Raw genomic sequence first — 13,238 nt, forward strand, 5'->3', positions numbered from 1 at the left:
AGGTTGAAGCGCTTCAGTCTTCACCGACTCAACGACGAGGACCAGCACATGCATCTGAAGAAGGACTCCCCGACGACCCGACGAGGACGGTGGGCCGTCGTCGCGGCCACTGCTCTCGCCTTGACCGCACCCGCTCTCGGAGGTGCCACTCCCGCCCCCGCGGCCGCCGCCGACTGCTCGACGGTCGCCTGGATGGACGCGGCGAAGACGCCGGAGCAGCGCGCCGACGCCCTCCTCGCCGCGAGCACGCAGCACCAGAAGTACCGCTGGCTCGTGGAGCAGCCGGCGAACAGCCCGCAGCAGACCGACTTCCAGGGCGTCCTCTACCCGGCTCAGCTGCCGTGCACCCCGCTCGTGACGTACACCGACGGCCCGGACGGCGTCCGCTTCACCGAGGGCGTCACTGCGTTCCCCGCGCCGATCTCGGTCGCCTCGACCTGGAACACGGCACTGGCTGAGCAGAAGGGCGCCGCACAGGGCGCCGAGGCGTTCGACAAGGGAAGAACGCGGTCCTCGGCCCGGGTCTCGCGAGCGGCCGGACCCCGTTGTCCGGTCGCACTCCCGAGTACTTCGGCGAGGATCCGCTCCTCACCGGCCTGCTGACCGCGGCCACCGTCAACGGCCTCGAGGACGGGAACCCCGACAAGCCGGTGATGTCCGACCTCAAGCACTACGTCGCCAACGAGCAGGAGCTCGACCGGCAGACCAGCTCGTCGAACATCGACGAGCGCACGCTGAAGCAGGTCTACGAACTGCCCTTCGAGATCGCGCTCAGCAAGAGCAGTCCGAGAGCGTCATGTGCTCGTACAACCGGATCAACGGCGTCTACGCCTGCGAGAACCCGCTGCTGAACACGAACCTCAAGGGCGACCTCGGGTTCGACGGCTACGTGGTCTCGGACTTCGGAGCGGTCCACTCGACCGCCGCCTCGCTCGTGAACGGCCTCGACCAGGAGCTCAACCGGCCGAAGTTCTACACGCCCGCCCTGCTCGACGCGGCTCTCGCAGCGGGTGAGATCAGCCAGAAGCACATCGACGACGCCGCGAAGCGGGTGATCTCGTCCTACGTCCGGGCCGGGCTCTTCGACAACCCGGTGCCGACCACTCCGGTGGCGGACGCCTCGACCGCCGAGCACAAGGCGATCGCCCGCGAGCTCGCGGAGCAGGGCGACGGTGCTGCTGAAGAACGACGGTGCGCTCCCGCTCGCCGTCGCACCGGGCGCGACGATCGCCGTGATCGGCGCCACGGCGTCCAGCACCGTCACCGACGGAGTCGAGTGCCGCCTCGGTCTGCAGCATGGCCTGGCGCTTCAACAACGCAGAGCACGCTGAACTGCGAGGACCTCGTGTCCCCGAGACCGCGATCCGCGAGCGTGCGGCCGCGGCCGGCGCGTCCGTCGTCTTCAACCCCGGCACCGACCCGGCGAGCGCCGCCGCCGATGCCGCCGCGGCCGATGTCGCGATCGTCTTCGGCTACCAGCGGATGGGCGAGTTCAGCGACCTCCCCGACCTCCGCCTCGCCGGAGCGGGCGACGAGCTGATCGAGACGGTGGCCTCCGCCAATGACTCGACGATCGTGGTCCTCAACACCGGCAGCGCCGTCGAGATGCCCTGGATCGACAGCGTCTCGGGCGTCTTCGAGGCCTGGTACGGCGGCGAGCAGGTCGGACCGGCTCTCGCCGGCCTCCTCTTCGGCGACGTGAACCCCTCGGGCAAGCTGCCGATGACGTTCCCGAAGTCGCTGGCCGACACCCCGACCAGCACGTCGCCCGAGCGGTACCCCGGCGTCTTCGCCGACGGTTCGACCGTGCGGCCCGAGGGCAGCCAGGAGGTCCGCCAGGTCGAGTTCTCGGAGGGTCTCGCGGTCGGCTACAAGTGGTACGAGTCCCAGGGCATCGATCCGCTCTTCGCGTTCGGGCACGGCCTCTCGTACACGAGCTTCGACTACGCGAAGGCGAAGGTGTCGCCGAAGATCACCTTCGACAAGAAGGCGAAGTACGGCATCAAGGACATCGGCATCGACATCTCGTTCCGCGTCACGAACAGCGGCGACCGCGCCGGCACCGAGGTCGCCCAGGCGTACCTCACCCTGCCGGCCGCGACCGGGGAGCCGCGCGCAGCTGCTCGTCGGCTGGGAGCGCGTGGCGCTGGAGCCCGGGCAGTCGAAGACGGTGACGGTCTCGCTGTCGGCCAAGGACGTCGCGGACCTCCGCCTCCTGCAGTACTGGGACGCGACGAGCGATTCCTGGGTCGCCTCGCGCGGCACCTACACCGTGTCGGTCGGCGGCTCGGTCGACGCGTCGACGTCGACGACCGTCCGCATCCCCTAGGCGACCTCGAGCGACGACGGCCCCGGAGATCCTCCGGGGCCGTCGTCGCGCCCGGCCCTGGTACCGTGACTGCGCCGCCGCGGCGGCGGCGCGCAGCAGGACGGAGGACCGCCATGACCGGGCTCCCACCCGCTCGGCAGGGCTCTCCCCGGATGGAGGACGTGGCGCGTCGCGCCGGAGTGGCGCTGGGCACCGTCTCGAACGTCCTCAACCGGCCCGCCCTCGTCTCGGCGTCGACGCGGGCGAAGGTCCAGCAGGCGATCGACGAGCTCGGCTTCGTGCCCAACCGCGCGGCCCGCGCCCTCGCCGCCGGAACCAGCAGCACCGTCGGCTTCGTGGTCATCGACCTCAGCAACTCCTTCTTCCTCGACATGACCCGCGGGGCCGAACACGCCGCCGAGGCGGCCGGGGATGACCGTGGTGCTCGGCAACACCGACATGCGCTCGGCGAAGCAGCGCACCTACCTCGACCTGTTCGTCGAGGAGCAGGTGGCGGGGATCCTGCTCGCGCCCCTTCCGGGAACCGCCGAGGAGGCGGTCGCGAAGCTGCCGCCCGGGCGCCGGCTGGTCTTCCTCAACGACTCCGCCGTCGAGGCGCGCCTGCACGGTCAGCGCCGACGACGAGCACGGCGAATACCTCGCCGCCCGGCACCTCATCGACCTGGGCAGGCGCCGCCTCGCGTTCGCCGGCGACCCGGGCATCGCCGTGCCGGTGCGCGACCGCCTCCGCGGGGTCGAGCGCGCGATCGCCGAGACGAACGGCGCCGTCTCGCTCGAGCTCGACCTCACCGCCGAGGTGCAGGTCGAGGACGGCCGCCGGTTCGGGCACGCCCTCGCCGGTCGGAGCGGGGGTGAGCGTCCGGACGGCGTGGTCGCGGCCGCCGACCTGCTGGCCCTCGGGATCCTGCAGTCGCTCCTCGCCACTCCGGATCTCCGGATCCCCGAGGGCATCGCCGTGACCGGCTACGACGACAACCGGTCGGCCTGGGACAGCATCGTCCCGATCACGACCCTCGCGCAGCCCGGCGAGGCGATGGGCGCGGCCGCCACGAAGCTCCTCCTCGACGAGATCGCGGACCCGGCCGGACACGAGCACCGCCACGAGGTCCTGCGACCGCAGCTCGTCGTGCGCGGGAGCACCGTCGCGGATGCGGCGCCGCGCCGCGGGCGCTGAGGCCGCGGGCCCCGACCCACCCCGCCCGCCGCAACGCGAGAGCGCGCCGTCAGCCCGCCGCCCGGGGTGTCGAGCAGCTCGATGGTGCCGGAGTCGTGCTCGACGACCTGCCGCGCGATCGCGAGTCCCCGGCCACATCGCCGTGCGCGGCCGCTCGAGGGGCGGGGGCCGCTGCGCGGCTGCTCGACCGAAGAGAGAGGAGCGCCTCGTGAGGTAGTGGTCGCCGGACGGGGTCTGCCGCCTTCGCGGGCCCCGTTCCGGGTCGACTCGGTGAGCGCTGATGGTGCGAGTGGTCCCTGAATGGGGCCGGCCAGGGCCGCGAGCGCCGTTCCGCGACCGTTCGCATCCTGTGCGGGGCGGGGGTCGAGGTTCTGTCGGACGTGGGTCTCGATACGCGCCTGCGGCGCTACTCGACCAGCGAGGGCGGCCCTGCGCAGCTGCTCGACCAGCGCGGCGAACCCTGCTGATCGAGTAGGCCGCGCAGCGAGGTATCGAGATCCACCCCTCCAGCCCTCGCACTGACAGCGAGACGTCCCCGTGCCGTCGAGACGTCCCGCTGCTGCGGGCTGTCTCGACGGTCCGAGGAACGTCTCGTGGGGGCAGGTCTCGAGGACGCCGCTCCGCGGCTGCTCGACCAGCGGAGGGCTACTTCTTCCGGCGCGACTCCTTCGGCACCGTCCGGATCCCGGTCGTCCCCGTCACCTGGTTCACGCCCGTCGTGTCGATGTCGGTCGGCCGCTCGCCCGGGCGGTAGGCGGTGTCGACCGCCGACTGCACCGACTCGTCGACGACCGTCGCCGCGGCGATCGCCCGCTCCATCCGGCTCTGACGCGAGCGGAGGTAGAGGCCGAGCGCGATGATCACGATCAGCGCGAGGTACGCGAAAGCCGCGAACGGACGGGTGACCAGCGCCGTGAGGTCGCCCTGCGAGAGCTGCAGCGCGCGGCGCAGCTGCGCCTCCGCCATCGGGCCGAGGATCAGCCCGATCACCAGCGGCGCCACGGGGTAGCCGAAGCGGCGGAGGAAGTAGCCCACCACTCCGACGACCAGCAGGATCACGATGTCGACCGTCGAGAAGTTGACGGCGTACGCGCCCAGCACCGCGAAGGTCAGGATGCCCGCGTAGAGGTACGGACGCGGGATCTGCAGCAGCTTCACCCACATGCCCACCAGCGGCAGGTTGAGCACCAGCAGCATCACGTTGCCGAGGTAGAGGCTCGCGATCAGCGCCCACACGAGGCCCGGCTGGTTCGTGAACAGCTGCGGTCCCGGCTGGATGCCGTAGCTCTGGAACGCCGAGAGGATGATCGCGGCGGTCGCGGTCGTCGGCAGGCCCAGGGTCAGCAGCGGCACGAGCACGCCCGCCGCCGCCGCGTTGTTCGCCGACTCCGGACCGGCCACGCCCTCGATCGCCCCGCGGCCGAACTCGTGCTTGTGCTTCGAGAGCTTGCGCTCGGTCGCGTACGACAGGAACGTCGCCACATCCGCGCCGCCGGCCAGGATCGTGCCGATCGGGAAGCCGATCGCGGTGCCGCGCAGCCACGGCTTCCACGAGCGCTTGAAGTCGTCGCGGGTCATCCAGCTGCGCCATCCGCGGGTCACGGGGATCACCTGGATGCCGCCGTGCCGCATCCGGGACGCCACGTAGAGCGTCTCGCCGACCGCGAAGAGGCCGACCGCCACGAGCACCACGTCGATGCCGTCGGCCAGCGGCAGCAGGCCGAACGTGTAGCGCTGCTGCCCCGAGAGGATCTCGGTGCCCACCAGGCCCACGAACAGGCCCAGGCCCAGCGAGCTGAGTCCGCGCCAGACGGAGGAGCCCAGCAGGGCGCCCACGGTGATGAACGCGATGACCATCAGCGCCACGTAGTCGGCGGGAGCGAGGTTCACGGCCCAGGCCGCGATGGTCGGGGCGAGGAGGGTGAGCAGCACCGTGGCGACGGTGCCGGCCACGAACGAGCCGAGCGCCGCGGTGGCGAGGGCCGCGGCTCCGCGCCCCATCTTCGCCATCTTGTTGCCCTCGAGCGCGGTGACGATCGAGGCCGACTCCCCCGGCGTGTTCAGCAGGATGCTCGTGGTCGAGCCGCCGTACATGCCGCCGTAGTAGATGCCGGCGAAGGTGATCAGCGCCGCGGTGGGGTCGAGCGTGTAGGTCAGCGGGAGCAGCAGCGCCACCGTCATGGCCGGGCCGATGCCGGGCAGCACGCCGACGGCGGTGCCGACCAGCACGCCCAGGAACGCGAAGATCAGGTACTGGGGCTGCGCGGCGATCGCGAAGCCCTCGAGCAGTGCCGAGATGTTGTCCACGTCAGCCTCCGATCGCGTCGAGGACGGGCTGCAGCCAGCCCAGCAGCGGACCCAGCGGCAGCGAGAGCCCGAGCAGACCGCCGAAGACGATCTGCACGACCAGGCCCAGCGCCAGACCCACGAGGATCGCGACCCACCACTTCCTCGCGCCCAGCGACCACGCGACTCCGCCGAAGAGCACGGCCGCGGCGAGCGCCCAGCCGATCAGGTCGACGAGGACGATGTGCGCGATGACGAAGGCGACGAGCTTGCCGAGGGTGACCCAGTCGGTCTTGGCGGTGGAGTCGATGTCCTCGCCCTCCTCCTGCGGGCCGAGGCGGCCGCGGAGGACGTCGATCAGCACCATGACCGCCGACAGGGTGAGGATGCCGCTGACCAGGAACGGGAAGACCCGCGGGCCGACCTGCGAGCCGGCGCCGGGAGCGCGGATCGAGAACGCGCCGACGAAGACGAAGATCCCGAGGGCGACGGCGAGCACCGCGAAGACCAGCTCGCCGATCAGGCGGCCCCGGTCGGCGCGGGCCGCGTCCCGTCCCGGGGCCACCGGAGGAGCGGAGGTCGACATCAGTCGACCAGCCCGATGTTCTTCAGCGTCGCGCCGACCTCGGTGATGTCGCTCTCGAGGAAGTCGCCGAACTCGTCGCCGGTGAGGAACGCGTCGGTCCAGCCGCGGGTCGCGAGCTCCTCGGTCCACGCCTCGGTGCCGTGCAGCTCGGTGACGAGGTCCGTGAGGGCCGCGGTCTCCTCCTCCGTGATGTCGGAGGGGCGAGCACGCCGCGCCAGTTGGTGAGGGTCACGTCGTAGCCGGCCTCGGTCATGGTCTCGACGTCCGGCAGCGATTCGACGGGCTCGGCCGACGAGACGGCGAGGGCGCGCATGGTGCCGGCCTCGATGTGCTCGAGGAACTCGCCCACGCCGGAGATGCCGGCGCCCACGTTGTTGCCGAGGATCAGCGAGACGGCCTCGCCACCGCCCGAGTTCGGGATGTAGTTGAGCTTCTCGGCGATCTCGTCGCCCGACAGGCCGGCCGACTCGAGCAGCAGGCCCGCGAGGATGTGGTCGGCGCCGCCCGCGGAGCCGCCGGTGACGGTGATCTCCTGGCCCTTGTCGACGATGGCGTCGGCGAGGTCCTCGAGGGTCTCGAACTCGGACGCGGCCGGCACGACGACGACGAGCGACTCCTCGGTGAGGCGGGCGATCGGAGTGGTGTCCTCCATCCGCACGTCGGCGGCGTTGGTCTCGACCGCGCCGACCATCACCAGGCCGGTGACCATCAGGGTGTTCGGGTCCTTCTCGTTGGCGAGGGACGCGAGGCCGACGGTGCCGCCCGCGCCGCCGACGTTGGTGACGGGGGCCGAGCCGACGAAGCTCCTCCGCGGTCAGCAGCTGCGACATGGCGCGGCCGGTCTGGTCCCAGCCGCCGCCCGGGTCGGCGGGGACGATGATCTGGAGCGACTCGACGGCACCGCCGGCGGCGGGCTCCGAGGCGGTCTCGGTGCCTCCCGATGAGCAGGCGGTGAGGGCGAGGGTCGAGGCGGCGAGCACGACGAGGAAGGGCTTGGATCGCATGGTTCTTTCTCTCCTTTGAGAACTCCCGAGTGCGAGATCGGGTGGATGCGCCGCTGCGGCGCGCGAGACAGAACCTAATGAGAGGGATGCCGCGGCCGCGGCTTCGGTAACTAAGAGCGGGCTTTCGTAACTATTGGTCGGCGACCCGCGGGTCTCGATCCGGTCCCGGAGCGACGCAGCGTCCCGTGGCGCGCCATGATGGGCGGGTGGTTCGGGCAATGTCGCTTCGAGTACAGCTCCTGCTGCTGCAGGCGCTGATCGTCGCTGTCGCCGTCGTCGCGACCGGACTCGTCGCCGGATCCCTGCAGGAGCGCTCGCTGCGCTCCTCCTACCTCGACCGCATGACCGAGAGTCGCCCGCTCGGTCGCGAACCTCCCGGCGATCACCGAGGCCTTCGACGACGAGGACCCCTCGATCGTGATCCAGCCGATCGCCGAGGTGATCCGCGAGGCGTCCGACGTGACCTACGTGGTCGTCACCGACCGCGCGGGCGTGCGGTTCTCGCACCCCGACACCGAGCGGATCGGCGAGCGCGTCTCGACCGACCCTTCGGTGCCGCTCGCCGGGCAGACCTTCGTCGGCACGCAGACCGGCACGCTCGGGGAGTCGTGGCGGGTCAAGGTGCCGGTGTTCGGCTCCGACGGCGAGGTGATCGGCACGGCCTCGGTCGGGATCCTCGAGTCGGCGCTGCGGAAGGACTTCCTCGGGCACCTCAGCTGGCTGCTCTGGGCGATGGCGGGCGCCGCGGTGCTCGGGATCTTCGGGGCGGCCTGGGTCACCGCGATCATCCGCCGCCGGATCTTCCGCCTCGAGCCCGAGGAGATCGCGTCGCTCGTGACGCAGCAGGAGACGATGCTGCACCGGCTCTCGGAGGGCGTGGTGACGGTCGACGCGAGCGGGCGGATCGTGCTGGTCAACGACGCGGCGACCGCGCTGCTGGGCTGGTCCCGGATCCGACCCAGCCTCCTCCCGCTGGCGCGCGACGTGCTCGAGCCGTCGCTGCTCGAGGTGCTCGAGTCGGGCGAGCGCGAGGGCCGGCTGGTCCTCGCGGGCGAGCGGATCCTGATCGCGCGCGGCACCGGCACCCGCCGCGGGGATCGCACGGTCGGCGCGACTCTCCTGCTCCGCGACCACACCGAGCTGCACCAGCTGATGCAGGACACCGACGGCGCGCAGTCGCTCGCCGCCGGCCTGCGCGCCCAGGCCCACGAGTTCGCGAACACCATGCACGTCGTCTCCGGGCTGCTGGAGCTCGACTGCGTCGACGAGGCGCGCGCGTTCATCGCGCGGCTCGGCAGCGGTGGGCCGCTCGGAGTCGGCGGTGCCATCGCCCCCGAGATGCTGATGGAGGATCCGGAGCTCACGGCGCTGCTGATGGTCAAGAGCGCCCACGCGCGCGAGCTGCGGATCGACCTCGCCGTCTCCGCGACTCCCGAGGCCGAGTCCCTCGCCGGACGCCTGCCCTCGACCCTGCGCGACGACGTCGTCACCGTGGTCGGCAACCTCGTCGACAACGCCCTCGAGGCCTGCTCGGCCGGGCACCGCGTGCGCGTGCAGTTCTCGATCGACGACGGAGACCTCGTGATCGAGGTCGATGACGACGAAGTGGGGATCCCGCCGGAGCAGCGCGAGCAGGTCTTCGAGGAGGGCGTGTCGTCCAAGGGCGGCCGCGATTCCGGGGTGCGCGTGCACGGCCGCGGCATCGGCCTCGCGCTCGTGCGCCGGGTCGCGCAGCGCAACCGGGGGGCGCGGTCGCGGCCGGGGCGTCGGAGTGGGGAGGGGCGCGTCCTCACCGCCCGCCTGCACCTCCCGCCCGTGGCCGTGGGGGTGTCGTGACCACCCCGCTGTCGGTCGTCATCGTCGACGACGACTCCGCCATCGCCGCCCTGCACGAGCGCTTCGTCGCCGCGCATCCGGGCTTCGAGGTGCGGGAGGTGGCGGGAGACGGACCGTCGGCGGTCGCCGCGATCCAGGCGCACCACCCCGACGTGGTGCTGCTCGACTTCCACCTGCCCGGCTTCTCGGGGCTCGACGTGCTGCGCGCGGTGCGGGCGACGGCGGGGCCGCAGCCCGACTTCATCGCGGTCACGGCGGTGCGGGATGTGGAGAGCGTGCGCGCGGCGCGGGCGGCCGGCGTGCACCACTACCTGGTGAAGCCGTTCAGCGCGACGGCGCTGCGGAACCGGCTGGACGAGGTGGCGCACGACCGGCGGTTGTTCGAGGGCGGCGGGGCTGCACCAGGACGAGATCGACGTGCTCTTCACCTCGGGCGCGCGGACGCAGGCGCTGCCGAAGGGGCTGAGCACCGAGACGCTCGCCTCCGTGCAGGGGGCGCTGCGTCCGGATGCGGACGCGTCGGCCACCGAGGTCAGCGTCGCGGTCGGCATCTCACGGGTGAGCGCGCGGCGCTACCTCGAGCACCTGGTGGCGTCGGGCCGCGCGGCGCGGACGCTCCGCTACTCACGGGGCGCTCCGTCGAGCGTGTACACGCTGGTGGAGTGACCGGGCGTCCGGATCCCGCGGATCTCCCTACGCCACTGTGCGGCTACTTGATCAGCGAGACGCGCGCGAATCGGGCCCTGCGCCTCCGTCAGCGCCCGGTTCGCGACCACTCGCCGCACCAGGGCTCGCTGAGTCGGCCCGAAACGGAGCCCACGGAGACGGCAGGCCCCACCCGGCGACGACTCGCCCGCCCCCGGCTGGTCGAGGAGCACCGCGGGCGCGTATCGAGACCCCGGGACACGCGGATCTCGATACGCCCGCTCCGCGAGCTACTCGATCAACGAGAGGCTCAGGCCCCCGCGACCGTCGACCCGCGGACCAGCAGCTCCGTCGGCATGATCGTCACGCGCTCGACCGTCTCGCCGGCGAGCAGCCGCACCAGCACCTCGGCCATCGTCGAGCCGAGCTCGGTCGAGGGCTGGCGCATCGTGGTGATGGGCGGGTCGGCCGCCTGCGCGAAGTAGTCGCCGTCGAAGCCGGCGAGCGCCACGTCGCCGGGCACCGAGAAACCGCGCTCGCGCAGGGCGCCCAGCGCTCCCGCCGCCATCTGGTCGTTGGAGGCGAAGACCGCGTCGATCGGGCGGCCGGAGTCGAGCAGAAGGTGCATCGCCGCGGCTCCGTCGGCGGGCGAGTAGTCGCCGATCTCGACGCGGGAGTCGTCGAGCCCGGCCTCGCGCACCGCGTCGCGCCAGCCGAGCAGGCGGTCGACGGCGGCGGGCAGTCCTGACGGCTCGCGATCATCGCGGGCTCGCGCCGGCCCAGGCCGAGGAGGTGCTCGGTGATCTCGCGCGCCGAGGCGATGTTGTCGACGTCGACGAAGTAGCCGCCCTGGCCCTCGTCGCTGAGCGGCCGGCCGCCGAAGACCACGGGGAGGCTCGTGCCGAGCCGGGCGTAGGAGTGGTCGCCGCTGTGGTGCGAGACGACGAGCGCCCCGTCGACGTTGCCGCCGAGGAGGTAGCGCCGGGTCTTCTCGGGCGCCGCCTCCGACGCGATGACGATGTTCAGCGTGTACGCGGTGTCGGCGAGCCGGAGCGCCGCCCCCTGCACCACCGAGGCGAAGAACGGATCCGCGAACACCTTGGCGGTCGACTCCGGCACCACGAGCGCGATGACCTCGGTCTTGCGGCTGGCGAGCGAGCGGGCGGCGCGGTTCGGCACGTAGCCGAGCTCCTCGATCGCCTTGCGCACCGCCTGGGCGGCGTCGTCCTTCACCCGCGGGGAGTTGGCGACGACGCGGCTGACCGTGGAGCGCGAGACGCCGGCGCGGGCGGCGACCTCTTCGAGCGTCGGGGCGGCGGAGGCGGTGTCGGGACTCATGGGGGGCCTCTCGGTTCAGTGCTCCGAGGGTAGTGGAGCCGCGACCCGCCTCGCACGGCCCTAGCCCTTGACCGCGCCGCTCATGATGCCGGCGATCAGCTGGCGGCCCGCGAGCACGAAGAGCACGAGCAGCGGAACGATCGACATCACGGCTCCGGTGAGCACGATCGAGTAGTCGATGTAGTAGCCGGACTGCAGCTGCGCGAGCGCCGTCTGCAGGGTCGGGTTCGTCGGGTTCAGCACGATCAGCGGCCAGAGGAAGTCGGTCCACGCCATCATGAACGTGAACAGCGCCAGGATCGCCATGGCCGGTCGGGCGGCGGGGACCGCGACGGTCAGGAACGTGCGGAACTGGTTCGCCCCGTCCATCCGGGCCGCCTCGATCAGCTCGTCCGGGATCACGTCGATCAGGTACTGGCGCATGAAGAACACGCCGAACGCGGTGACGAGGGTCGGCACGATGACCGCCCCCAGCTCGCCGGTCCAGCCGAGTTGGCGCATCAGGATGAACAGCGGGATGATGCCCAGCTGCGTCGGGATCGCCATGGTCGCCACGACCGTGATCATCAGCCCGTCGCGTCCGCGGAACCTCCAGCTTCGCGAAGGCGTAGCCGGCCAGCGTCGAGAACGTCACGACCGAGACGGTGATGACGCCCGAGACGATGATGCTGTTCAGCAGCGCCGTCCAGAACGGGAGGGCGTCGAACACCTTCGCCGCGTTGGCGAGGAAGTTGCCGCCCGGCACCATCGGCAGCGTCTCGCTGCGCGTGGCGTTGGTGCCGCTCGCGACCACGAAGGACCACCACAGCGGGTAGGTCGATCCGAGGATGAACGCGCTGAGCAGTCCGTAGACGAGGAAGCCGGGGCGGTCGACCCGGCCGGCGCCCTTCCGGCGGCGGCGCGGCTCCTTCGCGGCGGCCTCCCCCTCGACGGGGCGGCGGACCGGGAACGCGGCAGTGGGGGCGGGGGCGGTCATCGCTCGCTCGCTTTCTGGCCGAGGCCGGTGGAGGGACAGGAGGGGGTCGGTCGCGGCGATCTCGTCGGCGCGGTCGGCCGACTGCCAGCACGGCGGCCGCCTTGCGCTGCGCCCGCTTGCCGAGCACCCGGTTCTCGACCGAGGCGATCCTCCGCGAGACCGCGAAGTTCACCAGCCCGATCAGCACGATCAGGAGGAACAGCAGCCAGGCGATGGCGGCCGCCTCGCCGAAGTTGCCGCGGAAGAACGCCATCTCCCAGAGGTAGAGGACGGTGGTCTGGAACTGGCGGTCCGAGCCGCCGATGCCGCCCGCGTTCGACACGTCGAAGAGGCGCGGCTCGGCGAAGATCTGCAGTCCGCCGATGGTCGCCGTGGTGACGACGAAGATCAGGGTCGGGCGGATGTTCGGGATCGTGATCGAGACGAAGCGGCGGAACGCACCGGCTCCGTCGATCGCGGCCGACTCGTGCAGATCGCGGGGCACGGCCTGCATCGCGGCCAGGAGGATCAGGGCGTTGTAGCCGGTCCAGCGCCAGTTGACCATCGAGGCGATGGCGACGTGGCTGGCCAGGCGGTCGTTGATCCAGTCGATCTGGGGGACGCCGATCAGGCCGAGGAGGTTGTTGGCCAGGCCGTCCTGCTCGCTGAACACGCTCGAGAAGATGAGCGCCACGGCGACCGGGGACACGATGTAGGGCAGCAGCACGCTCATCCGCCAGAACGTCCTGGCGCGCAGCGACTGGTCGAGGGCGGCCGCCAGGAGGAGCGCGACGAGCAGCTGGGGGATCGTGGACAGCAGGAAGATGCTGACGGTGTTGACGATCGAGTTCCAGAAGAACCGGTCGCCGAGCACGGCCGCGAAGTTGCCGAGGCCGACGAAGTCGCCCTGGCCCTGCAGCAGCTCCCAGTCGTAGAGCGAGACGACGAGCGTGTAGACGAGGGGAACGCGCCGGTGATCGCGAAGAGCAGGAAGAACGGCGAGATGTAGAGGTACGGAGAGGCCTTCACATCGAAGCGGCCGAGCCGCTGGCGGAAGGTCAGGGGGACGCGGGGCGCGGCGGGCC

Annotated in this window: 8 protein-coding genes and 9 pseudogenes; 10 read left to right on the forward strand and 7 right to left on the reverse strand. The window is 71.6% G+C overall.

Annotated elements, in window-relative coordinates; all coding sequences use genetic code 11:
- Positions 1-48: 48 nt before the first annotated feature.
- From AC0CII_RS15195 to AC0CII_RS15225, 7 genes and pseudogenes are all read left to right on the forward strand, one after another.
- Positions 49-603 (forward strand): hypothetical protein, encoded by a 555-nt coding sequence (locus AC0CII_RS15195; protein ID WP_465229941.1) that lies wholly within the window; start codon positions 49-51, stop codon positions 601-603.
- On the forward strand, positions 546-851 hold the full coding sequence (locus AC0CII_RS15200) for a hypothetical protein (protein ID WP_465229942.1): 306 nt from the start codon (positions 546-548) through the stop codon (positions 849-851). Before AC0CII_RS15195 ends, AC0CII_RS15200 begins: the two co-directional genes overlap by 58 nt.
- A pseudogene (locus AC0CII_RS15205) lies at positions 797-1,000 on the forward strand (hypothetical protein); the annotation flags it as partial. The gene AC0CII_RS15200 and the pseudogene AC0CII_RS15205, both read left to right, overlap by 55 nt.
- Before the next feature lie 296 nt (positions 1,001-1,296).
- Positions 1,297-1,812, forward strand: a pseudogene (locus tag AC0CII_RS15210) (glycoside hydrolase family 3 protein); the annotation flags it as partial.
- Between the two features lie 328 nt (positions 1,813-2,140).
- Positions 2,141-2,329, forward strand: a complete 189-nt coding sequence (locus AC0CII_RS15215; protein ID WP_465230940.1) for a fibronectin type III-like domain-contianing protein — start codon at positions 2,141-2,143, stop codon at positions 2,327-2,329.
- Between the two features lie 152 nt (positions 2,330-2,481).
- A pseudogene (locus AC0CII_RS15220) lies at positions 2,482-2,604 on the forward strand (LacI family DNA-binding transcriptional regulator); the annotation flags it as partial.
- Positions 2,605-3,029: 425 nt separating this feature from the next.
- Entirely contained in the window at positions 3,030-3,503 is a 474-nt protein-coding gene (locus AC0CII_RS15225; protein WP_465230941.1) for a substrate-binding domain-containing protein, read from the forward strand.
- Between the two features lie 645 nt (positions 3,504-4,148).
- Here AC0CII_RS15225 and AC0CII_RS15230 read toward each other — a convergent pair.
- The 3 genes and pseudogenes from AC0CII_RS15230 to AC0CII_RS15240 all read right to left on the reverse strand — a co-directional run.
- Positions 4,149-5,810: a tripartite tricarboxylate transporter permease gene (locus tag AC0CII_RS15230; RefSeq protein ID WP_465229943.1), complete on the reverse strand. Its 1,662-nt coding sequence runs from the start codon at positions 5,808-5,810 to the stop codon at positions 4,149-4,151.
- Position 5,811: 1 nt separating this feature from the next.
- Complete coding sequence (locus AC0CII_RS15235; RefSeq protein ID WP_465229944.1) at positions 5,812-6,375, reverse strand: tripartite tricarboxylate transporter TctB family protein; 564 nt, start codon at positions 6,373-6,375, stop codon at positions 5,812-5,814.
- A gap of 22 nt (positions 6,376-6,397) precedes the next feature.
- Positions 6,398-7,099, reverse strand: a pseudogene (locus AC0CII_RS15240) (Bug family tripartite tricarboxylate transporter substrate binding protein); the annotation flags it as partial.
- A gap of 640 nt (positions 7,100-7,739) precedes the next feature.
- On the opposite strand from AC0CII_RS15240, the pseudogene AC0CII_RS15245 reads away from it, so the two are divergent.
- From AC0CII_RS15245 to AC0CII_RS15255, 3 genes and pseudogenes are all read left to right on the forward strand, one after another.
- Positions 7,740-8,438 (forward strand): annotated as a pseudogene (locus AC0CII_RS15245) (PAS domain-containing protein); the annotation flags it as partial.
- A gap of 93 nt (positions 8,439-8,531) precedes the next feature.
- Positions 8,532-9,215 (forward strand): sensor histidine kinase, encoded by a 684-nt coding sequence (locus tag AC0CII_RS15250; protein WP_465230942.1) that lies wholly within the window; start codon positions 8,532-8,534, stop codon positions 9,213-9,215.
- Positions 9,212-10,345 carry a response regulator gene (locus tag AC0CII_RS15255; RefSeq protein WP_465229945.1) on the forward strand — a complete coding sequence of 378 codons (1,134 nt, stop codon included), beginning with the start codon at positions 9,212-9,214 and terminating at the stop codon, positions 10,343-10,345. The genes AC0CII_RS15250 and AC0CII_RS15255 overlap by 4 nt, the downstream gene beginning before the upstream one ends.
- Here the strand turns inward: AC0CII_RS15255 and AC0CII_RS15260 are convergent.
- The 4 pseudogenes from AC0CII_RS15260 to AC0CII_RS15275 all read right to left on the reverse strand — a co-directional run.
- A pseudogene (locus AC0CII_RS15260) lies at positions 10,246-10,560 on the reverse strand (substrate-binding domain-containing protein); the annotation flags it as partial. The gene AC0CII_RS15255 and the pseudogene AC0CII_RS15260 overlap by 100 nt on opposite strands.
- Positions 10,561-11,090: 530 nt before the next feature.
- Positions 11,091-11,198, reverse strand: a pseudogene (locus AC0CII_RS15265) (LacI family DNA-binding transcriptional regulator); the annotation flags it as partial.
- A gap of 60 nt (positions 11,199-11,258) precedes the next feature.
- Positions 11,259-12,174 (reverse strand): annotated as a pseudogene (locus AC0CII_RS15270) (carbohydrate ABC transporter permease).
- Positions 12,175-12,268: 94 nt separating this feature from the next.
- Positions 12,269-13,215: pseudogene (locus AC0CII_RS15275) on the reverse strand (carbohydrate ABC transporter permease); the annotation flags it as partial.
- Between the last annotated feature and the right edge of the window lie 23 nt (positions 13,216-13,238).

The organism is Rathayibacter sp. AC182 (assembly GCF_979253875.1).